14 protein-coding genes and 2 pseudogenes are annotated in these 19,398 nt (G+C 71.1%); 8 read left to right on the plus strand and 8 right to left on the minus strand.

From position 1 onward, the window contains the following. The first annotated feature begins 131 nt into the window (after positions 1 to 131). A complete protein-coding gene (locus tag AC5DRG_RS47995) occupies positions 132 to 1,877 on the plus strand; it encodes a tetratricopeptide repeat protein (protein WP_491806618.1) in 1,746 nt (581 codons plus the stop codon). Positions 1,878 to 1,999: 122 nt separating this feature from the next. After that, a complete protein-coding gene (locus AC5DRG_RS48000; protein WP_491806619.1) occupies positions 2,000 to 4,087 on the plus strand; it encodes an ATP-binding SpoIIE family protein phosphatase in 2,088 nt (695 codons plus the stop codon). Positions 4,088 to 4,121: 34 nt separating this feature from the next. Here AC5DRG_RS48000 and AC5DRG_RS48005 read toward each other — a convergent pair whose 3' ends face one another. Both AC5DRG_RS48005 and AC5DRG_RS48010 read right to left on the minus strand, forming a co-directional pair. After that, a complete protein-coding gene (locus AC5DRG_RS48005) occupies positions 4,122 to 4,535 on the minus strand; it encodes a Zn-ribbon domain-containing OB-fold protein (protein ID WP_491806620.1) in 414 nt (137 codons plus the stop codon). Between the two features lie 186 nt (positions 4,536 to 4,721). After that, positions 4,722 to 5,402 carry a TetR family transcriptional regulator gene (locus AC5DRG_RS48010; protein ID WP_491813360.1) on the minus strand — a complete coding sequence of 227 codons (681 nt, stop codon included), beginning with the start codon at positions 5,400 to 5,402 and terminating at the stop codon, positions 4,722 to 4,724. Positions 5,403 to 5,611: 209 nt separating this feature from the next. On the opposite strand from AC5DRG_RS48010, the gene AC5DRG_RS48015 reads away from it, so the two are divergent. The 3 genes and pseudogenes from AC5DRG_RS48015 to AC5DRG_RS48025 all read left to right on the plus strand — a co-directional run bounded on the left by AC5DRG_RS48015 (position 5,612) and on the right by AC5DRG_RS48025 (position 7,656). Then, complete coding sequence (locus AC5DRG_RS48015; RefSeq protein ID WP_491806621.1) at positions 5,612 to 6,703, plus strand: substrate-binding domain-containing protein; 1,092 nt, start codon at positions 5,612 to 5,614, stop codon at positions 6,701 to 6,703. A gap of 88 nt (positions 6,704 to 6,791) precedes the next feature. Continuing rightward, a pseudogene (locus AC5DRG_RS48020) lies at positions 6,792 to 7,184 on the plus strand (haloacid dehalogenase-like hydrolase); the annotation flags it as partial. A gap of 187 nt (positions 7,185 to 7,371) precedes the next feature. Further along, positions 7,372 to 7,656: a hypothetical protein gene (locus AC5DRG_RS48025; RefSeq protein WP_491806622.1), complete on the plus strand. Its 285-nt coding sequence runs from the start codon at positions 7,372 to 7,374 to the stop codon at positions 7,654 to 7,656. Positions 7,657 to 7,671: 15 nt separating this feature from the next. Here the strand turns inward: AC5DRG_RS48025 and AC5DRG_RS48030 are convergent. After that, positions 7,672 to 8,697 (minus strand): annotated as a pseudogene (locus AC5DRG_RS48030) (polysaccharide lyase family 8 super-sandwich domain-containing protein); the annotation flags it as partial. A 65-nt stretch (positions 8,698 to 8,762) separates the two neighbouring features. Here AC5DRG_RS48030 and AC5DRG_RS48035 point away from each other — a divergent pair. Further along, on the plus strand, positions 8,763 to 9,431 hold the full coding sequence (locus AC5DRG_RS48035; protein WP_491806623.1) for a peptidoglycan-binding domain-containing protein: 669 nt from the start codon (positions 8,763 to 8,765) through the stop codon (positions 9,429 to 9,431). A 265-nt stretch (positions 9,432 to 9,696) separates the two neighbouring features. On the opposite strand, the gene AC5DRG_RS48040 is transcribed toward AC5DRG_RS48035, so the two are convergent. The 5 genes from AC5DRG_RS48040 to AC5DRG_RS48060 form a co-directional block, all read right to left on the minus strand. Next, a complete protein-coding gene (locus AC5DRG_RS48040; RefSeq protein WP_491806624.1) occupies positions 9,697 to 10,077 on the minus strand; it encodes a hypothetical protein in 381 nt (126 codons plus the stop codon). A 267-nt stretch (positions 10,078 to 10,344) separates the two neighbouring features. Next, positions 10,345 to 11,316: a MurR/RpiR family transcriptional regulator gene (locus AC5DRG_RS48045; RefSeq protein WP_491806625.1), complete on the minus strand. Its 972-nt coding sequence runs from the start codon at positions 11,314 to 11,316 to the stop codon at positions 10,345 to 10,347. Positions 11,317 to 11,362: 46 nt separating this feature from the next. Further along, complete coding sequence (locus tag AC5DRG_RS48050) at positions 11,363 to 13,093, minus strand: phospholipid carrier-dependent glycosyltransferase (protein ID WP_491813361.1); 1,731 nt, start codon at positions 13,091 to 13,093, stop codon at positions 11,363 to 11,365. 93 nt (positions 13,094 to 13,186) lie between these two features. Continuing rightward, entirely contained in the window at positions 13,187 to 15,124 is a 1,938-nt protein-coding gene (locus tag AC5DRG_RS48055; RefSeq protein ID WP_491806626.1) for a phosphatase PAP2 family protein, read from the minus strand. A 184-nt stretch (positions 15,125 to 15,308) separates the two neighbouring features. Further along, on the minus strand, positions 15,309 to 16,217 hold the full coding sequence (locus AC5DRG_RS48060; RefSeq protein ID WP_491806627.1) for an N-acetylglucosamine kinase: 909 nt from the start codon (positions 16,215 to 16,217) through the stop codon (positions 15,309 to 15,311). Between the two features lie 307 nt (positions 16,218 to 16,524). On the opposite strand from AC5DRG_RS48060, the gene AC5DRG_RS48065 reads away from it, so the two are divergent. Both AC5DRG_RS48065 and AC5DRG_RS48070 read left to right on the plus strand, forming a co-directional pair. Beyond that, positions 16,525 to 17,655 (plus strand): ROK family protein, encoded by a 1,131-nt coding sequence (locus tag AC5DRG_RS48065; protein WP_491806628.1) that lies wholly within the window; start codon positions 16,525 to 16,527, stop codon positions 17,653 to 17,655. A 305-nt stretch (positions 17,656 to 17,960) separates the two neighbouring features. After that, positions 17,961 to 19,283: an extracellular solute-binding protein gene (locus tag AC5DRG_RS48070; protein WP_491806629.1), complete on the plus strand. Its 1,323-nt coding sequence runs from the start codon at positions 17,961 to 17,963 to the stop codon at positions 19,281 to 19,283. Positions 19,284 to 19,398: the final 115 nt, after the last annotated feature.

Consider the following 19,398-nt stretch of genomic DNA (forward strand, 5'->3'; position numbering starts at 1 on the left):
CCGGGGGCCTCTCGCTCCCCAGAAGATGAGAAGGGATGACTGTGGGTTGCCTGTGAAGCCGATGAGGAGGGTGCGCAACCACTGCGGGCGCTCGGTCGTCCTCTGTTCAACGGCTCATGAGGGGGGCGTCGATGGGGCTGGTGCGCACACTCCTGCCATTGCCGCGAGCCGCGGCCCGGCTGGCCCCACGGCTGGGCGGACCGCTGCTGGGCGCCGCACTGATGCGTTGCCTCACCCCCAACTGGGTGCTGTTTCGGCCCCCTTCACCGAAACACCGACTGGCCTGGGCCGAAGAGGCGGTCGCCGTCTACCGGACGCTGGTCGAGACGGACGACCCGCGTCCGCACCACCGGGACCTGCTGGCCCGCGCCCTGACCCAGCACGCCAACGCGCTCGTGCTCGTCGGCCGCTACGAGCAGGCGTGCACGGCGTTGGAGGCGTCGCTGGCCGTACCGGGCGCCCAGTGGTCGCCGGCGCAACGAGCGTCGGTGCTGCACCTACGCGCCCAAGCGCAGTTCGAACTGAGGCGGCTCGACGAGGCGTTGGCGTCGGCGGCGGAGTGCGTGGAGGCGTACCGCGTTCTCGTTCCGACGCGCCGCGAACGGCGATTGGGCAATCTGCCCGGCGCGCTGCGCACGTACGCGCTGGTGTTGGCCAACCTCGGGCGCGGGGAGGAGTCCGTGGCCGTTTACGAGGAGTGCGCCGGGCTGCTGCGGGTCGTGTCGCTGCGGGAGTCGGGACGCACGCTTCTGCTGCAGGCGCGTGTGCTGGTCGAACTCACCTCCGGGTTGCAGGACTTGGGCCGATACGAGGAAGCCCTGAAGACCGGCCGGGAGGCGCGGGAGGTGGCCGACCCCATACTGTGGGTCTTGCCCGATGCCGTGCGGCCCCTGCGTGTCCGGCTCTTCGTGGACCTTGCCCGCTGCCACGAGGCCACCGGCGACTTGCCCGCGGCGCGCACGGTCGCTGAGGAGGCCGTCGGCGAGGCCCACAACCTGACCGGCCGCGACCGGCAGACGGGGGAGTGGTGGCTGACCGTGACGCTCGCCTGTCTGGCCGACGTACTCGGCGAACTGGACGAGCACGTCGAGGAGTTGGGCGTCCGCCGGGAGCTGACGGACCTGGCCGCCGCTCTCGCCCCCGAGCAGCCTGAGGTCTACGACGCGTTCCTCGCCGAACATCTTGAGCGGCTGGCCGACTGCCACGAGGACACGGGCGACCTTCGCGCGGCTAAAAGGGAGACTGAGCGCGCTGTGGCCGCCTACCGTCGTGCCGCGGACCGCGACCCCGAGGCGTACGAGCCCGAACTCGCCCGCGTCCTGTCCAACTTGAGCCTGACCCGACGCAGCGACGGTGACATCGACGGCGCCATCACCGCGGCCCGCGAGGCGGTGGCCCTCACCCGGCGCCTGGCCGAGTCCGACTGGTCGACCTACCACGTCCTGACAGCCCGTCGGCTGCGAATCCTGGGCCGCGCCGTCCGCCGTAGCGGCGACTACGCGGCGGCCGTCGCCTGCTTCGAGGAGTCGGAGTCCATCATGGAGGAGGTGACGGAAGGCGCCGAAGCCGACCAGCACGCAACAGGCCTCGCCGCTGCCAGATCCGGCCTGGCCGACTCGCTCAAGGCGCTGGCGCGGGCCCACCTGTCAGGAGGCCGCTCCGCCGAGGCGGTCGCCGCACTGCGCTCCCTCCTGGCTCTGACCCGCCGCACCGACGAGACATACGTTCACGCGCTCTGCGTCACGACCTTCGCCCAGGTTCGCGCAGGATACGGGGAGACGCTCGTACGAGCCTGGAGGAAGGAGACGGGCGAGGGCTATCCGACCTTCGTCTACCGGTTCCCCGAGGCGGGCGCGCGGAGAGCGCCGGCCGGGTAGAAGCCGTCAGTTGATTCCGGCTTGGCGTCGTGCGAGACCCAGGCATGCCCCGGGGCGAGTGGGGGAGCAGCGCCCCCCGCCCTCGCTTGTTGGCATCCGGACGCGGGCGCACACTTGAATCCATGGAGCCTGCGCGCGCGGACGACGAGCGGGCGCTGGTGGAGCGCGCGTTTCGCCAGGCGTCCTTCTCGATGTCGGTCTTCGACGCCACGAGCCGCTATCTCCGGCTGAACGACATCGCCTGCCAGGTGATGGGGGTGGGCGAGGAGGTCCTGCGCGGCCAGGTCTTCCCGTACGGCGTCCCCGAGGACGTGGACCAGCTGGGCACCATCCAGGCGCTGCGCGATGTCGCCGAGGCGGGCAAGCCGGTGCACTACGAGAGCTTCACCCGCGCGCCCTCCGGGATCCGCGAGCACGCCTGGAACCTGGAGCTGTGGCCCATCCGGGACGAGGCCGGTGAGGTGTACGCGGTCGGTATGGCCGGCTTCGACAGCAGTGAGCAGCACTGGGCGCGGCAGCGCCTGGCGGTGCTGGACGAGGCGGCCGTCTCCATCGGCAGAAGCCTGGACCTGGACCGCACGGCACAGGAACTCGCCGAACTGGTCGTGCCGCGCTTCGCCGACTTCGCCAGCGTGGACCTGCTGGAGGAGGTGATGCACGGCGAGGAGCCTCAGGAGGGCGGCAAGGACGAGGACGTCGTTCTGCGCCGCCTCGCGCACGTGTCCCTGGCGGACGGGACCCCCGGGGCCGTGGTCGGCCTGGGCGCCACCGACATGTATCCGCCGTACTCGCCGCCCGCCCGCGCGCTGAGCACCGGGCGGACCGTGCTCAGCGAAAGCGGGGACCCGGACTTCGACCGGTGGATCGCGAGCGTGCCCGCGCGGGCCGAGAAGATGCGCGGCCATGTCGTCACCTCGCTCATGGCGGTCCCGCTGATCGCCCGCGGCACCACGCTCGGCGTCGCGGTACTGGTGCGCGTCCGGCCCGACCCCTTCAACCAGGACGACTTCACCCTGGCCAAGGAACTCGCCGGCCGCGCCGCCCTCAGTGTCGACAACGCCCGCCGCTACACCCGCGAACGCACCACCGCACTCGCCCTCCAGGAGAGCCTCCTGCCCCGCGGACCGACCCGGCAGGCTGCGGTCGACGTCGCCTGCCGCTACCTGCCCACCGACTCACGGGCCGGCATCGGCGGCGACTGGTTCGACATCATCCCGCTCTCGGGCGCACGGGTCGCCCTGGTGGTCGGCGACGTGGTCGGGCACGGCATCCGCGCCTCGGCGGCCATGGGCAGACTGCGTACGGCCGTACAGACGCTGGCCGACGTCGACCTGCCGTCCGACGAACTCCTCGCCCACCTCGACGACCTCGTGCTCCGGCTCGGCGCGGACGACGAGAACGACAACGGGGATCGCGGTGGCGCGAGCGAGACCGGCGCGACCTGCCTGTACGCCGTCTACGACCCCGTGTCCTGCACGCTCACCGTCGCCAGCGCCGGCCACCCCCCGCCCGTCCTCGTCCTGCCGGACGGCACCACACGGACCGTGGACATCAGCGTCGGCCCGGTGCTCGGCGTGGGCGGCCTGCCCTTCGAGACGACCGAGCTCACCGTCCCGCCGGACAGCCTGGTCGCCCTCTTCACGGACGGCTTGATCGAGACGACCGACCACGACCCGGACCTCGGGACCGTCCGGTTGCACCGGGCGCTGGCCGACTCGCACGGCACCCTGGAAGCCCGCTGCGACCAGGTCCTGGCCGCCCTGCTGCCCGCGCACCCCAGCGACGACGTCGCCCTGGTCCTGGCCCGCACCAGAGCCCTCGACGCCGACCACGTCCAGGCCTGGGACCTGCCCGCCGATGTCGAGATCGTCTCCGAGGCCCGCAGACTCGCCACCGCCCAACTGGACGCGTGGGGACTGGAGGAGGCCGGCTTCGTCACCGAACTCGTCGTCAGCGAACTCGTCACCAACGCGATCCGCTACGGCGCCGAACCGATCCAACTACGCCTCATCTACGACCGCACACTCATCTGCGAGGTCTCCGACGGCAACTCCACCTCACCCCACCTGCGCCGCGCCCGGATCTACGACGAAGGCGGCCGCGGACTCCTCCTGGTCGCCCAGCTCACCACCAGCTGGGGAACCCGGTACAGCCCGACCGGCAAGACCATCTGGGCCGAACAGGCCCTGACCCCGACCACGCTCCCGTAACGGCCGAGGACCGGACCCGCGGGTCGGCTGACGGTCAACTCCAGGCGCGGTACGGCTCGTCGAGCAGTTGGAAGACCGGCTCGCCCCGGACGGGGTCCTTGGCCGTGGACAGCCGCACGCGGTCCCCGCTGTGGATGCCGATGAGCGGACCCATCACCCGGCCCCGCACGACGAAACCCTCGGCCATCTCGATCAGCGACACATTGCGGGCGGCGGGCGTGTTGCGGTGCACCACCGTGGCGTGGCGCACCGTGCCCACGCCCTCGCTGCGCTCGGTCCTCAGGTCGCTGCCCTGGCAGACCGGGCACAGCAGCCGGTGGTACATCGCGGTGCCACACCAGGTGCAGCGCTGGAAGAGGACGACGTCCGTGTCCGGGCTCTTGTGATCGAGTACGCCCGCCGCGGAGCCGGTTACCGGATGAGCGGCGATCCCTGAGTGGTGATACACGCTGGTCAACTCCCTGCGCTCGGGCCGGAATCCCGCGTGCGCGGCTCACCCGTGCACGCACGTGCCCGGTCGCCGTGCCACCGTGCACAACCACAGCGTATGGCACTGAGTGTCACGCGTAAAGGCACTCGGTACCCCGAAGATGTGCAGCAGTCGTGCAGGTGGATCGGCTGTGCGGAAAGCGGGTCAGTCGCGTCCGAGCGTGGACTCGATCTCCTGGACGACCCGCCACAGGGGCGCCCCGCGCCGGGACACGATGACGACCACGTCCTCGGGCGACTCCGGTGGCGCGGCGACGGGGGCGACGGTGGGAGCTGTGCCGAAGGCGGACTGCACATACCCGAGCGCGTGGTCCACCCCGGTGCCCGCGTCGCCCTGTCCGTCCGAACGCAGCCAGGAGCGCAGCGCGTTGTTGTGCGCGGCGACCACGGCGGCCGCGATCACGTCGGCCTGCAGGGTCCCGTCCCGCCGGCCGGCGAAACGCCCGCGCAGATACTCGGCGAGGGCACGCTCGTAGCGCCAGACGACCGAGAGCTCGTACGCGCGCAGCCCCGGCACCTTCTTGGTGAGGCGGTAGCGCTGCACGGAGAACGTCGGGTTCTCGGCATACATCCGCAGGACGAGCCGGGCCGCGTCGCAGACCCGCTGCACCGGCTCGTCGGCCTCGTCGCTCTCGGCGAGGAAGGCCGTCATGTCGGCCAGGCATCGCTCGTGGTCGGGGAAGACCACGTCCTCCTTGGAGGGGAAGTAGCGGAAGAACGACCGCCGCCCGACCCCCGCGAGCGCCACGATGTCGTCCACGGTGGTCTGTTCGTAGCCCCGCTCCAGGAACAGCTGGAAGGCCGCCGCGACCAGGGCGTCCCGCATGGGCGGTTTCACGGTGGAGCTCATGGACGGGAACGTAACACTCGAACGAAAACGATGGCACTCAGTGCGCCCGGACGGGGGTACTGAGTGCACTCGATCGTATCGATCGAAAATGATCGATACGATTGTGGGCGTAGAGTCAGCGACTCGGGATCACGCTGAGCGTCCGCCCGTACTTCGTTCGTCCGGCCTTGCCTCAGGGGGAGCCCATGCGACTGCACGTCGACCAGCGCCATGAACGCGTGCTCGAACTCGTCCGCGAGCGCGGCAGCCTTCGGGTCTCCGAACTCGCCGCCGAACTGGGGGTGTCGGCGGTCACCCTGCGGCGCGACGTGGAGGCGCTGGCCGCCCAGGGGCGCGTGCACCGGCTGCACGGCGCGGTGGTGTGGCCCGGTGACGCGGCCGTCGAGGTGCGGGAGCGGCAGGAGAGCGCCGAGGGCGTGGTGATCGGAATGGTCGTACCGGCCACGAAGAACATCTTCGCCGACATCGTCCGCGGCGCCCGCGAAGCGGTCGGGGCGCAGGGCGGCCGCCTCGTGCTCGGGGTGTCGGGCTACGTCGACACCGAGGACGCCGTGCAGGCGGAACACCTCGTCGCCGGCGGCGCCCACGGGCTGCTCGTCGCGCCCAGCTGGTTCGGCGGCGTACCCGTCGACGGCCAGGAGAAGTGGCTCGTCGAGTGCGACGTGCCGACCGTTCTGGTCGAACGCTCGGCGCCGCCCGGAAACCCGGCCGCGGGACTCGACCGCGTACGCACCGACCGGGCGCACGGGGCCGCGGTCGCCGTCGGCCACTTCGCCGCGCTCGGCCACCGCAAGGTCACCGCCGTGCTCCAGGAAGGCCCGCACGCCACCCAGATCATCACGGGCTTCGAGGAGGCCGTACGTTCCCTGGGCCTCGACGTCGCCCCGGGGGCACCCGCCGTCCGCGAATACGGCGACTACGACACCAGCGTCGATTACCTGGTCGAGGCGGTGCGCAAGCGCGGCGTCACCGCGGCCCTCGTGCACAGCGACGAGGACGCGATCGTGCTCGTGCCCCGGCTCCAGGCGCGTGGCATCCGGGTCCCGGACGACCTGGCGCTCATCGCCTACGACGACGAGGTCGCCGGCCTCGCGGACGTACCGCTCAGCGCCGTCGCCCCGCCCACCCGCGCGGTGGGGGAACTGGCCGCGAAGCTCCTGCTGCAGCGCATCGCGGAGCACCGGAGCGGCGAGGAGCCGGCCCCCCGTCAGCACATCGAACTGCTCCCCGAGCTGCGGATCCGCTCGTCCTGCGGCGGCCAGGCCCCCACCACCTGAAGGAAAGCGCTCGCCGAATGAGCGTTGAGCGATCGTTTTGATCCGCATCCATCGCCGCCGTCGCCGCCCTGGGCATGCTCGCCACCGCATGCGGCGGCGACGGCTCGACGGACGCTGCCTCCGACGGCAAGCCGGTCACCATCGACTACTGGACCTGGACACTCGGCGCCAACTCCACCATGGAGGCCTTCAACAAGACGCACCGCGCGGCTCCCTCGACGACACCGCCGCCCACCTGCACCGCAGGACCGGTCGGGACCCCAGGTCGCTCGCCGCGGACCTGGAGGCCCGCTTCCTCACCGCTGTCTCACGCGAGGCGGCCCCGATGCCGGGCGCCGTCCAACTCCTGGACCTGCTGGAGGAGTTGGACATCCCGGCGGCCCTGGTCTCGGCCTCCCCGCGTGCCGTGATGGACGCGGTCCTCAAGGTGCTGGGCGCCGACCGTTTCCGTACGACCGTCGCCGACGGCGAAACACCCCGCACCAAGCCCGCCGCCGACCCCTACCTCGCCGCCGCCCGCGCGCTCGGCGTCGACCCCGCGGCCTGGAGGGCATCGGGGCGGAGGAGCTGTGGGCGGCGGGACCGTGACCCGGCACATGGGTGGATGAGGGCGCGTCGCGGCAGGTCGGGACCGGTACACACCGTCGCCGTACCTAGGGTCCTTGCCCGTGGCACACACCTTTCGAGAGCTGGTCGAGAAGCAGCGCGCGGCCGACCAGGCGCACGCGCGAGTCCTGGAGCTGCGGGACACCTACGGGTCCCCGACGCACGAGCCATGGAACGAGGCACAGAAAGGGATGTACGAGACGGCGTGGCGGGCCTGGCGGGATCTGGACCGGGACGTGCAGGCCGCTGTCACGGAGTACGCGAGCGGCGAAGGGCGTTCACGGGCCGATGTGGAGGCGGAGGTGCGGAAGGAGTTGCCGGGGCCGGCACCGAGCACGGAGGGGTGACGGCCCCGGAGTCGCTCATCCCAGCGTGACGGTGATCTTCTGGGTGACGCCGGCCGTCGTGCTGAGATCGCCGAAGGTGAGCGTCAGTGAGGAGCCTGTCGTGGCCGAGGTTACCGTCGAGGGTTTGGACGCCACCGCGGACACCGCCCGGTTCCAGGTCAGCGTCAGGCTCGTCCGCGTCCGCATCGGATCGCTGACACAGATGACGGCCGTACCGTCGCTCTTCTCGCTGATCATCACGCAGCACGGATCGCTCGCGACCAGATCCCCGACCGTCCCGCCGAACCAGAAGTTGACTCCGGTGAAGCCCAGCGAGGGTACGGCGACGCCCTGCTGGTTGTCGGTGTTGGCGAGGACGGTCAGCCAGCTCGTGGCGGTGGCCCGCGCCTGGGTCTGCGCGGCGGTGGCGCCCGGCATGAGCAGATAGGCGTAGGTGCCGTTCGTCGGGTTCGTGCCGTGGTCGACGTACATCGTCAGGTACGGAGTGGCTGCCGGTGGGGCCGAGGTTGCGGTTCTCGATCGTCGACTCCACGGCCGTGCCGTCGGTGCACTTGATGCCGGCGCCGAGACAGACGACCGTGTCGTCCAGGCAGAACCAGGACTTCTTCGCGAGCAGCGTCGACCCGAGCCCCTTGAGGTACTGGCCGATCGCGGCCCGCTGCCCGTCCGTGGCCCCGCCCACCCAGTTGACGTCCGGCTTCGAGGCACCCCAGTCGCCGCCCGCCGCGTCCGCGAGCACCAGACGCGAGGCCGTGGTGCCGGGCAGCCGGTACGGGTCGACGGTGGGCCAGAATGCGTCGCTGTACTGCCCGTTGCCGAACGTGTCGCCCCACCAGTAGAGCATTCCGGAACCGGTGTGCCAGCCGCGCAGGTTCTCGCCGTTGCCCGTCTCGTAGTACGTGATGCGCCGGTCGGCCATGCTGATCGACGCGGCCCAGCCGGTCTGCGGTGCGTGGCCCGCGCCATGTTCGTGAACAGCCGGTGGCCGGTCGGCTCGGCGATCGCGGTGACCGTCGTGTCGTCTGCTGAACTCGCGGGGCGGCCGGCGCGTATCACTCGGCAGGGGATGAGGGAGACCCGTGCGCACGGGACAGAAGGAGTGCAGTGTGACGACACCGCCCGAACACCGTCGGCCGCAGCGCGGCCCGGCCCTGGAACCCGTCCGCGTCCTGCGCCCTCGACGCACGGACGCCCTCGCGGAACTGTTCAATGATCCACCACCGGACAGCGCTTACGAGTCGGTGCGGGTGTCGGCCCCGAGCAACTGGGCCGGTTCCGAGGACGAGACCCAGGAATTCCCGCCCGTACCCGCCCACGATGACGGGTATCCAATGCCCGGCCGCGGTGGCCGTTTCGGCTTCGGCCCCGGACTGCGCCGCGCCGCCGCCGTGGTCGCCGTGACCGCGGCGACCCTGGTCGGCTTCGGCTGCGCCCTCCTCCTGCCCGGCAGGAACGACGACACGGCGTCGCGGGCCGCCGAAGCGGCCACGACCGCACCCGCCGCGCCCGCCCCCACCGGCGCGACCGACCCGGACGGCGCCGGCACCCTCCGCGAAGGCGACAGCGGCCCCGATGTGACCGACCTCCAGCAACGCCTGCTGCGCATCCCGAACGTCTACGACAACGGCTCCACCAGCGGAACCTACGACGCCACCCTCACCGAGGCGGTGGCGCGTTTCCAACTCTGGTACGGCATCAGGGGCGACGAGGACGGCGTCTACGGCGACGACACCCGCCTCGCACTGGAATCGCGCACCACGCAGGACAACGGCTGACACGCGCGGCTCGAACGCAGGGCAACGCATGAGGAAAGTGCTGGTCAAGACGCATGGCCGCGCGTCACCATGGGGACCGGGCGGACAGGCGTCCCGCCCGCGTTCCGAAGCGAAGGCCATGCACGATGACCGGTTCCCGCATCCCGGGTCTTGTCCTGCCCGTCATCTTCCTGCTGGCCCTCGTTGTCGGCCTGCTCTGGTACTGGCGCCACCGCGGCGACGACTGAACCGGGCGGGGCCACGTCCGACCCTCGTCGCTCGTCGCTCAGCGTCCGTTGTTCTGGTCCACCAGGGCCTGCGTGACCGCCCGGACGCTGCGCGCGATGTGCTGAAGCTGCATGACCTCCGCCGCGTACAGCTTGATCGTGTGCTCGATCGCCGACGGCGGCACACCGAGTCCGGGCAGATCGGCCCGCGCCGTCTGCAGGGCGGTGCGGGCCACCCGGACCTCATGCTGGACCTGGATCTGCGCGTGCCGGGCGAGCAGCACGGGGTGGCGGATCAGCGCCGGGTAGCTGGCGTAGCGGGCCGGCACGAGGCCGCGCAGCCACTTGGCCGCCGAGCGCTCCCAGTCGTAGGTGCCGGGGGTCTTGACCTGACAGGGCCAGTCGGGGCTGATGCGCGTGGTTGTCAGAGGCATGGTCATCGCTTCCGGGTGTGCGGCGTCGTGCGGGGTGTCCGACGTGGTGGGCGGCCCCGGTCCGGGGATGACCGGGGCCGCCCCGGGCGCTCGCGCTGGCGATGCCCGACGGAACGCCCCGCGCGCCGACGCGGGTAGGGATCGGCGGTGCGGGGCTGGTGTGATCCGTGAGCAGTATTTATATATGCCGTCCGCTTTGCAAGACGCATGAAAACATTCATGCGCAAATTGGCACGAATGATCCCCTTTTTAGGGACGTGCGGCTTTGGGTGCTCAGTCCTTGAGGAAGAACTGGAGCTGGTCGACCACGTGCTCGTACTCCTCAAGGCGGCCCTGGGTGCGCTCCGGATCGGCGTCGGTCATGGCCTGGAGCAGCGCGGCGGCCATCAGACCGGGCGCGGCGTAGGAGTCGAAGACCAGCCGGGAGCCGGTGCCGGTGGCGAAGGTGACGTCGGCCTCGTCGGCCAGCGGCCCCAGCGCGAGGTCCGTGATCAGCGCGATGCGCAGCCCGGCGCCGCGCGCGACCCGTACGGCGGTGAGCGTCTCCTGGGCGTGCCGGGGCATCGAGAACGCCAGCACCCAGGTGCCGCCGGCCGCGCGGGACTGGAGCAGCGCGTCGTTGGCCACGCTGCCGCCCTGCGTCACCAGCCGCACGTCCGGATGGATCCGGCGCGCGGCGTACGCGAAGTACTCGGCGAGCGAGCCGGAGATCCGCAGCCCGAGGACGGTCAGGGGGGTCGACGCCGACAGTTTGCGGCCGATGTCGATCACCTGGTCGGGATCGGCGAAGTCCCGCCGTAGGTTCTCCAGGTTGTCGATCTCCGCGTCGATGGCCGCCTGGAGTTCGTTGCCCCGGTTCTCCTCGGCCGCCGCCGGGCCGCCCGCGAGGGTGCCAAGGGCGATCGACTGGAGCTTCTCCCGCAGCGCGGGGTAGCCGCTGAAGCCCACCGCCGCGGCGAAGCGTGTCACCGAGGGCTGGCTCACGCCGACGCGCTCGGCGAGGTCGGTGATCGACAGGAACGCCGCCTCGGTGATGTGCTCGATCAGATACTGGGCGATGCGGCGCTGTCCCGGAGACAGCGGGGGCCGGTCGAAGAGGTTCCTGAGCTGGGAAGTGGGGGAGGCCTCCGCCTCCGGAACCGTCTTCCCCGAGGTGATCGCGGATGCCTGGGCGCGTGCCTGCTGCGATGCCTGTGCGCGTGCCTGCTGCGGCGATGGCACCGGTGCGCCTCCTTTGTCTCCCACAGAGATTCAACATAGCTCACCGTCGGTACGGACCAGGGTGTGTCCGTCACCTGCGAAAGATCGTGATCGAATGACCGACTTCGTCGATCGGACGACTGCTGTCGATCAATACGGCCAGTCGGCCGGTCGCCTTGGCGATCGACGTGTCCGACACGACCAGCAGTCCCCGAACGTCACGGACGGGCACCTCGCGCGGATCGGTCGCCTCGATGCCGTAGTACGACGGCACACCGCTGCCCTTGTAGACCAGCCAGATCTTCTCGCCCGGGTACCGCTCCCGCAGCCGGTCGGCGAGCCTGCCCAGGTCCTGGCCCCAGTCCACGTTGGAGTCGTGCAGCCGCAGATGCGTCTTGGCCGGACCGCCGAACGCCTCGTTGGAGTACGGCAGATAGTAGGGGTACGTCCGCAGCGAGCTGACCGCGACGAACAGCACCAGCGCCCCGATCGCGACCGGCGCCCACCGCCACCGCAGGGTCAGGACGCAGGCCGCCGCCACCGCGAGGAACATCGGCAGGAAGAGGGCGTACCGGGTGCCGAAGTCCCGTGCCCCGTGCATGGCCGAGGCCAGCAGCACGGCGGCGGGGAGAACCACGTACAGCGCCGTCGGTCGCAGTCGCCGTACCGTCAGGACCGCGACGGCGCCCGCCGCCCACAGGACGAGCATGCCCAGCGGGGTCTTCACCAGCAGTGCGGCCGGCAGGTAGTACCAGAGCGAGCCGGTGTAGAGCCGCCCGAACAGGAAGCCCTGCCACGGATAGTTCTCGAAGCCGAACTGGATCCGCATCCCGTCCCCGTACGCCTGCGGGAACGGCAGCAGGTCGATGAGGTGCCCCCGCAGTCCGTGGACGGCGGGCACGGGCTGCTGCGGATTCCAGCGCAGCCGTGGATCGACCGCCAGATACGCGGCCCATACGACGGCGATGGCGGCCAACGCCATGACCAGCGCCCCCACCGCACCGAGCGCCAGAGCCCGGCGACGGGCCCGCCAACCGGACGGGTGGAGCGCGCTCCACACCGACACGACGGCCACAAGCAGCAGCACCGGAACGGCAGGCAGCATGCTCATCTTCGTCGCGACGGCCGCCCCCAGCGCCACCCCGGCGAGCGGCACGTACAGGCGCGGTCGACGGCGCGCCCGCCACAGCAGCCACACCGACGTCAGGAGGAAGCCGGCCGCCGGAACGTCGAGGGTGGCCAGCGAGCCGTGCGCGACGAGGTCGGGGGAGAAGGTGTACAGGGCGAGCGCCGCCAACCCGCCCGCCGTACCGGCGAGTTCACGGGCGAAGGCGAACGCGACCAGCCCGAACAGCAGCGTCAGCGCGATCACCGGGAGGCGGGCCAGAAGCATCAGCCGCCATGGATCGTTGCCGGACGCGAAGAGCAGATGCCGCCCCATCTGTCCCTGGTCGCCGGTGTAGGACGCGTCGAAGTGCGGGTCGGCGAGGGCCACCCCGGACTCGATGATCAGCTTGCCCAGCGGCGGGTGCTCGGGGTTGTAGCGCAGGCTGTGCTCACGCAGATAGACGGTCGCCGTGCCCACGTACACGGGCTCGTCGATGGTCGGGGTCTGCCGCACGGCGGTGGTGACCATGGCGACGGTCATCTGGGCGAGCAGCAGGGCGACCATGAGTGGCACCAGCAGGCGCCGGTGTCGGCCCAGCGCGGCGCGCAGGCGTGGGATTCCCGCGGTGGACCCCCGTCGCCCGGGATGTCCACCGCCGTCGAGAACCTCGGGATCGCCCGGATCCAGGACTGATTGCAGGTCGCGCGCCATCATCCGCCCTGCGGTGACGCCGACTGCGGTGTGGCGGGAGTGATCAGGGGCCGCGTCATGGCCCCACTGTCGCATCAGCTCCCGCCACGCAGGGCGTTACCGCTTCACGAGTCGTACCGACAGACCGTCCGTCGTGTAGACGGGTACGGCGCGCAGCTTGTCGGAGTTCAGCTCGATGCGGTCGAACTGGCCGCGCAGCACCGGAGCGTCGATGACGGCGAGGGTGCTGCCCGCGGCCGGCGGGTGCTCGGTGTCGAGCGTCAGCGACAGGACACTGCCCTTGCTCAGGGCGACCCGCCGGGTCACCGTGACGACCGCCTTGCGGCGGCTCGCGCTCAGCGTGAGCGCCAGCGTGCCCGACTCCTGGGCGTACGTGCCGTGCAGTTGCACCGGCTCGGTCACCGACAGCGTTCCGCCCAGCACCCGCACATCGCCGTGGCCGAGCGCGTGGGACGAACCGGCGACCAGCACGCCGTCCTCCACCACGGTGCCGCCCGTGTACTTGTTGTGGCCGGCCAGCGTGAGCGTCCCGGTGCCCTGCTTGGTCAGGCCGCCCTTGCCGTCGATGTCGTTGCGCCAGGCGTCGGCCGCACCGAAGCCGCCCGCGGCCTTGTCGAGCGTGACGGTCACGTCGGACTCGAAGGCGCCGTAACCGTCGGCGGCGGCGAAGAGGTTGAGCCGCCCCCACTGCTCGAAACCGTCCAGCAGGACGTACCCGGAGGGCAGCGCGGTCGTGCGCAGCACCGCGCGCCGCTGCTCGGCGGAGAGGTAGGGCTGACGCGTCTCCAGCAGCACCTCCGCGCCCTTGGGCACGGTCAGGGCCTCGTCGCGACCGCTGCGGGTCAGGATGTACGTGAGCTTCGGCTTGACCGCGCGAGCGTTGGCTGACCGGTCGGCGTAGGCGTCGGTGTCGGTGCCCGCCGCGTGCGCGTAGGCGTACAGTGTGTCCGCCGTCGTACCGGTCTGCGCCTGGAAGTAGGCGAGCGCCTGGGCGCGGGCCGCGGCCTTGAGGTCGGCGTTGGCCGGGTCGGCGAGGGTCGCGGCGGCCAGGGCGGTGGCCATGACGCGGCCGCCGAGGACGTCGACGGGGGAGTGCATGCCCGACATGATCCGGGTGTGGCTGAGCTCCAGGGCGCGCGTCACCAGCTCCTGGAAGCGCTCCGGAACCGCGTACGCGAAGGCCAGGCTCGCCAGGTGGAAGGCGTTGGTGTGGCCGCTGGGGAAGCCGCCGTCCTCGGCCGGGTTCGTGCTGCGCTGCCGCAGCAGCTGCGTGGCCACGACCACCTCGGAGTCGTACACCGGGTAGCCGAGCGCGTCGGTGGCGCCGGTGGGGACGACCTCGCTGTCCTCGTTCATGCGCCACGGACGCGGGTACTGGAAGGCGAACTTGCCGGGGTTGCCGGAGGCGTACGGGCCGCGCACGGTGTCGACCAGCTTGGCCACCTGGCCGAGGTCGGAGGTGTACGAGCCCGCGCCGAGCGCGGATCCCGCCGGAGCGTCGGCCGGGACGGCGTCGCTGATCGTGGTCGCGGGGGTGGTGTCCGGGGCGGTCGTGATCGAAGTGACCGCCTTGGCGCCCGACTTGTACAGGTCGGCCAGCGGACCCAGGCCGGCGATCATCGCGTAACTCTGGTGCTGGCGGTCGTAGAGGAACGCCTCCTTCGCCTGCGCCTCGGTGCGCGCGCCGGTGATGCGGGCGCAGTAGCGCATGTTGGCGCGCAGCACCTCGGGCAGCAGCGGCGTGCCGGTGTTCCAGGCGCCGCCCGTCTTCCACACCTCGGCCATCCCGCCGAGGATGCGGACCACCGCGTTGGTCTCGGGCGTGAGGTTCGCGACGACGTTGGTCTTGTAGTCGTCGACGAACGCGGCGAGCGTCGTGGCGGCCTTCGCGTCGGTGGCGGCCAGCAGGCTCGCCAGGGTCGGGGCGGCCAGGACGCCGGCCGAGGCGCCCAGGGAAGTCCTCAGGAAACCTCGCCTGTTCACGGCGAGTCGACCGGCCGACGAGGTGGCGTGGTGCCCGGCGGTTGACGGCATGCGTGTGCCTCTCTTGAGTTCTTCGGCCGTGCGGCCGGGAGGAGGAGATCGTACGAACGACCGGATCTCGTCCGGCACATGGGGCGTGTCAGTCGCATGTGCCCTGTGGTGAGGGCGAGTCGTACGAGTGAAGATCTACGGCTGAGTAATGTCGCGTCGGGATGGGCTCAGTGACCGGGAAGTGTCATACGAGTGAACGGGCCAGCGCCACGGCCCCGTCGACCGGCGGCACCCGCAGGGGCTGCGGACGTGCACCGGGGACGGACTCGGCGAGGGCCGAGGTGAACGCGTCGAAAAGGGCGGGCTGCGCGAGGACCGTGCTGCCCGCGATCACCACGTCGTCCACGGCGACCCCGCGGTCGGCGAGCCGTACGACGAGCGCGGCCAGTGCGCGACCGCCCTCGGCGATCACCTCGCGGGCCGGAGCCGAACCGGCCTCGGCGGCCGCGAAGACGACCGGCGCGTGTTGGCCCCATTCGGCGGAGACGTTCGTGGCGCTCTCCAACGCCGCGCCGAGCGCCGGTACTTCGGCCACGCCGAACGCGGCGACCAGGCCGTGCGCGAGCGCGTCCGGTTCCTCCCCGCGGTCATGTGCCGCCCACGCGGCCCGGACCGCCTCGCGGACGAGACCGGCGGAACCGCCCTCGTCGCCGAGTACGGCACCCCAGCCGCCGACCTGAACGGGGCTGCCCTCGCCCGTGCGGCCCACCGCGACGGATCCGGTGCCGGCGACCAGGCCGACCCCCTTGTCCAATCCGGCGGCGGGAACGAGCAGTTCGGCGTCGCCCACGACAAGCGCGGGCACACCGAGGCGTTCTTGGAGTGCGGCGCGAATCTCCGCGCACTGGCGAGGTGTCTCACAGGCGTGCCCGCCCACGGCGAGCGTGGACGGGCGGGCGCCGGACGGCAGGGCGTCATGGACCAACGCGGTCAGCCAGTCGGCGGCGGCCACGGGGTCGTGCGGCCGCCAGCCGCTGCTCGGGCGGACATGGTCGGCGACGGATTCCTCGCCCGCGAAGGCGCGGAGATGCGTCTTGGTGCCGCCCACGTCGATACCGACCACGAGAGAGCACGAGGGGGGAACGTCCTGCACGGAGCCTCTTTCGTCGTTGCGATGAGCCGCGACGGTGGGCGAACCGTGTCTGGGCCAACAGGAGATGAAGAAGTAGGGAAGCCCCGGGACGGGCTTCTGAGCGGAGCACGGCAGGCGAGTACCGTGAGTTCGTTAGGAAGCTAACTAACGAAGTAGGGTGCGTCAAGGGTTGTTCCACATCCGGTCCCCGGGAAGTCATCCGGAGGTCGGCGCGCATCCGTTCCACGCGCTGTCAGGACATCCAATCATTCGTAACACCGGCGACACAATGCACCGGCTCGTGGTGCCGACGATCTGTGGGAGTGCTGTGGAACGTGACAGGGCTCAGGGCCCGCCACTGAGCGAGAGTGCCGGCGCGGTCTTCGCCGTACTGGCCCAGGCCGGCAGCGCGACCCGGCCGCAGCTGGCGAGTCTGGCCGGCCTGTCCAAGCCGACGGTGTCCTCCGCCGTCGCCGAACTGGAGGCCGCCGACCTCGCCGCCCGGTCCGGCACCGCCCACGGCACGACCGGCCGCTCGGCCGCCGTCTACCGGCTCGGCCCCGCCGCCGGCAGCGTCCTCGCCGTCGACCTCGGCTCCACCCACACCGCGGTACGCGGCAACGCCCTCGACGGCACCCTTCTCGCCGCCCGCACCACGGACGACGCCACCCCGCCCGCCGACACCGTCCGCGCCGTGCTGGACGAGCTGGCGCCGGGATCCGTACGGGCCGTCGTGGTCGCAGTACCGGACGTCGTGCGGGAGGCGAACGGCCACGGGCCACGCCCCGCCACCGGGGCCATCGCCACCGCGTTCGACGCCCTCGACCTGCCGTCCGGGGCGCACGTGCACATCGAGAACAACGTCAACTGCGCCGCTCTCGCCGAACTCCACGAGGGCGCCGCCCGCGGCCGCCACACCTTCGGCTACCTCCAGGTCGGCTATGGCATCGGCCTGGGCATCGTCGTCGGGGGCCGGGTCCTGCGCGGCGCGGGCGGCGCGGCCGGCGAGATCGCGCGGCTGCCCTACCCGTGGGCGCAGGGGCAGGAGTCCGTCCTGGAGGGCATGGAGGAGTACGCCGGTGCGGGCTCCCTCGTCCGGCGCGCCACCGCCGCCTGGTCCGAGCGGGACGGCCCGCTACCCCGGGACGCGGCCGGGCTGTTCGCCCTCGCCGCCGGCGGGCACATCACAGCGTGCGCTTTCGTCGAGGGCCACGCGCGTGAGGTGGGCCGTCTCGCCGCCGCGATCACCGCGGTCCTGGACCCCGGCCTGATCGTCCTCGGCGGCGGTATCGGCGCCAATCCTCAGCTGCTGCCCGGCGTCCGGGCGGAACTCGCCCGCCTGAGCTGGCCCACCGACGTCGTCAGCAGCGAGGTCGGCGAGTCCGGCACCGTCGCAGGCGCCGCCCGCCTCGCCGTGGCCCGTGGAATTCAAACCGTGACCGGCGACCTCAAACCGTAACCGGAGCCTTCCCGGGCAAGCATTGACGGACTCCGTCCGCTTCTGCCAATGTCCGGACAAGCGCTTTCTAAGTCGGCGGGAACCCGACTTGGGGAGGTGTCCCACCGTGCCGGTGCGCACGGTGGCCGGACGGGGGCTTGCCCGTCGCGGCGGCGGCCGAAACGACGGCCGGGGACCACCACCCGTCAGGATGACGCGGCCGGGCGAGGCCGCGCCCTCGGAAAGCAAACCTTCCTGCAAAATGCACCTGTGCCGCCTCGGTCGGCGCCGTGCTCCGTCCCGTACCAAGAAACAAGGGATCGAAGATGACCAATGTGGGTGTGCGGCGCTCTCGCCGACTCGGCCGCGGCGGCATACGCCGCCTGGTACCCCTCGCTGCCGTTGCCTCGGCAGGTGCCCTGCTGCTCTCCGCCTGCGGAGGGGGATCGGACTCGGGTGGGACATCCAAGTCGCTGACGTTCTGGATCTCCACGGTTCCGGGGCAGGACGCGGGCTGGAAGAAGATGGTGGCGCAGTACAAGAAGGAAACCGGCGTCGCCGTCAAGCTCGTCAACATCCCCTACGACGGCTACACGACGAAGCTGCACAATGCCGCACAGGCCAACTCCCTGCCCGACGTGGCGGCCGTGCCGGCGCTGGACCCGATCTGGTCGAGCAAGCTGATCGACCTCAGCTCCATCGCCGGCAACAAGACCAACAAGATCAACTCCAACTTCCTCGCCAAGGACTCCTCCGGGAAGGTGCTGGCCATCCCCTCGGACGTCACCGCGTCCGGTCTGTTCATCAACGAGACGCTGTTCAAGAAGGCCGGCGTCTCCGTCCCGACCTCGCCCGAGAAGACCTGGACCTGGACCGAGTTCATCGCCGCGGCGAACAAGGTCCGCGAGAAGACCGGCGCCAAGTACTCCCTGACGTTCGACCAGTCGCCGTCGCGGCTGCGCGCCATGGTGTACGAGATGGGCGGGCAGTACGTCCACGCGGACTCCTCCGGCAAGTTCTCGGCGGACGCCGCGACCAAGAAGGCCGTGAACTACTTCGTCGGACTGAACGACGACAAGACCATGCCGAAGTCGGTGTGGACCAGTGGCGCCGACCCGGCCGCCATGTTCCAGAGCGGTGACGTGGTCGCCTACTGGTCCGGCGTGTGGCAGGTCGCCGCCTTCTCGGAGAGCATCAAGAAGTTCGACTGGGCGAGCGTCCCGACTCCCGCCGAGCCGGTCCAGGCCAGCGACGTCAACAGCGGCGGCCTGATGGTGGGCTTCAACAACAACGGCGACGCGGCCACCGCCGCGCAGAAGTTCATGTCCTGGGTGTACGAGCCGGACCACTACACCGAGCTGTGTGCGGCGTCCGGGTTCCTGCCCGTCGAGAGCGGTCTGAGCCCCAAGTACCCCTTCGAGTCCGAGGCGGCGCAGGCGGCGTTCAAGCTCTACAACGAGGAGATCCCGCTCTACGCCCCGATCTCCGGATACTTCAACGGCGCGCAGACGAACTGGGTGCTGAAGGGCAAGAGCCTCACCGAGGACCCGACCAAGACGGAGCTCGGCAAGGCGATCAACGGCCAGCAGTCGGCCGACAAGGCCCTGCAGAACATCGTGGACGGCTACAACCAGCAGGTCGGCGGCTGAGCGTAGGCCGGCAGGCCCGGGCGGCGGGATCAAGACACCGCCGCCCGGCCTCGGGCCCTCACGTGATGCCGGGCTCACGGCGTCAGCCCACCGGAACCCAATCCACCAGCACGGA

This window comes from Streptomyces sp. JLBG701 (assembly GCF_058544905.1).

Excerpts from the sequence above, each read along its gene's own strand:
- AC5DRG_RS48015 (WP_491806621.1), top strand. The coding sequence starts at position 5,612 with ATGCGACTGCACGTCGACCAGCGCCATGAACGCGTGCTCGAACTCGTC.
- AC5DRG_RS48010 (WP_491813360.1), bottom strand. The coding sequence starts at position 5,402 with ATGCGGGACGCCCTGGTCGCGGCGGCCTTCCAGCTGTTCCTGGAGCGG.
- AC5DRG_RS48000 (WP_491806619.1), top strand. The coding sequence starts at position 2,000 with ATGGAGCCTGCGCGCGCGGACGACGAGCGGGCGCTGGTGGAGCGCGCG.
- AC5DRG_RS48040 (WP_491806624.1), bottom strand. The coding sequence starts at position 10,077 with ATGACCATGCCTCTGACAACCACGCGCATCAGCCCCGACTGGCCCTGT.
- AC5DRG_RS47995 (WP_491806618.1), top strand. The coding sequence starts at position 132 with ATGGGGCTGGTGCGCACACTCCTGCCATTGCCGCGAGCCGCGGCCCGG.
- AC5DRG_RS48050 (WP_491813361.1), bottom strand. The coding sequence starts at position 13,093 with ATGATGGCGCGCGACCTGCAATCAGTCCTGGATCCGGGCGATCCCGAG.
- AC5DRG_RS48070 (WP_491806629.1), top strand. The coding sequence starts at position 17,961 with ATGACCAATGTGGGTGTGCGGCGCTCTCGCCGACTCGGCCGCGGCGGC.
- AC5DRG_RS48055 (WP_491806626.1), bottom strand. The coding sequence starts at position 15,124 with ATGCCGTCAACCGCCGGGCACCACGCCACCTCGTCGGCCGGTCGACTC.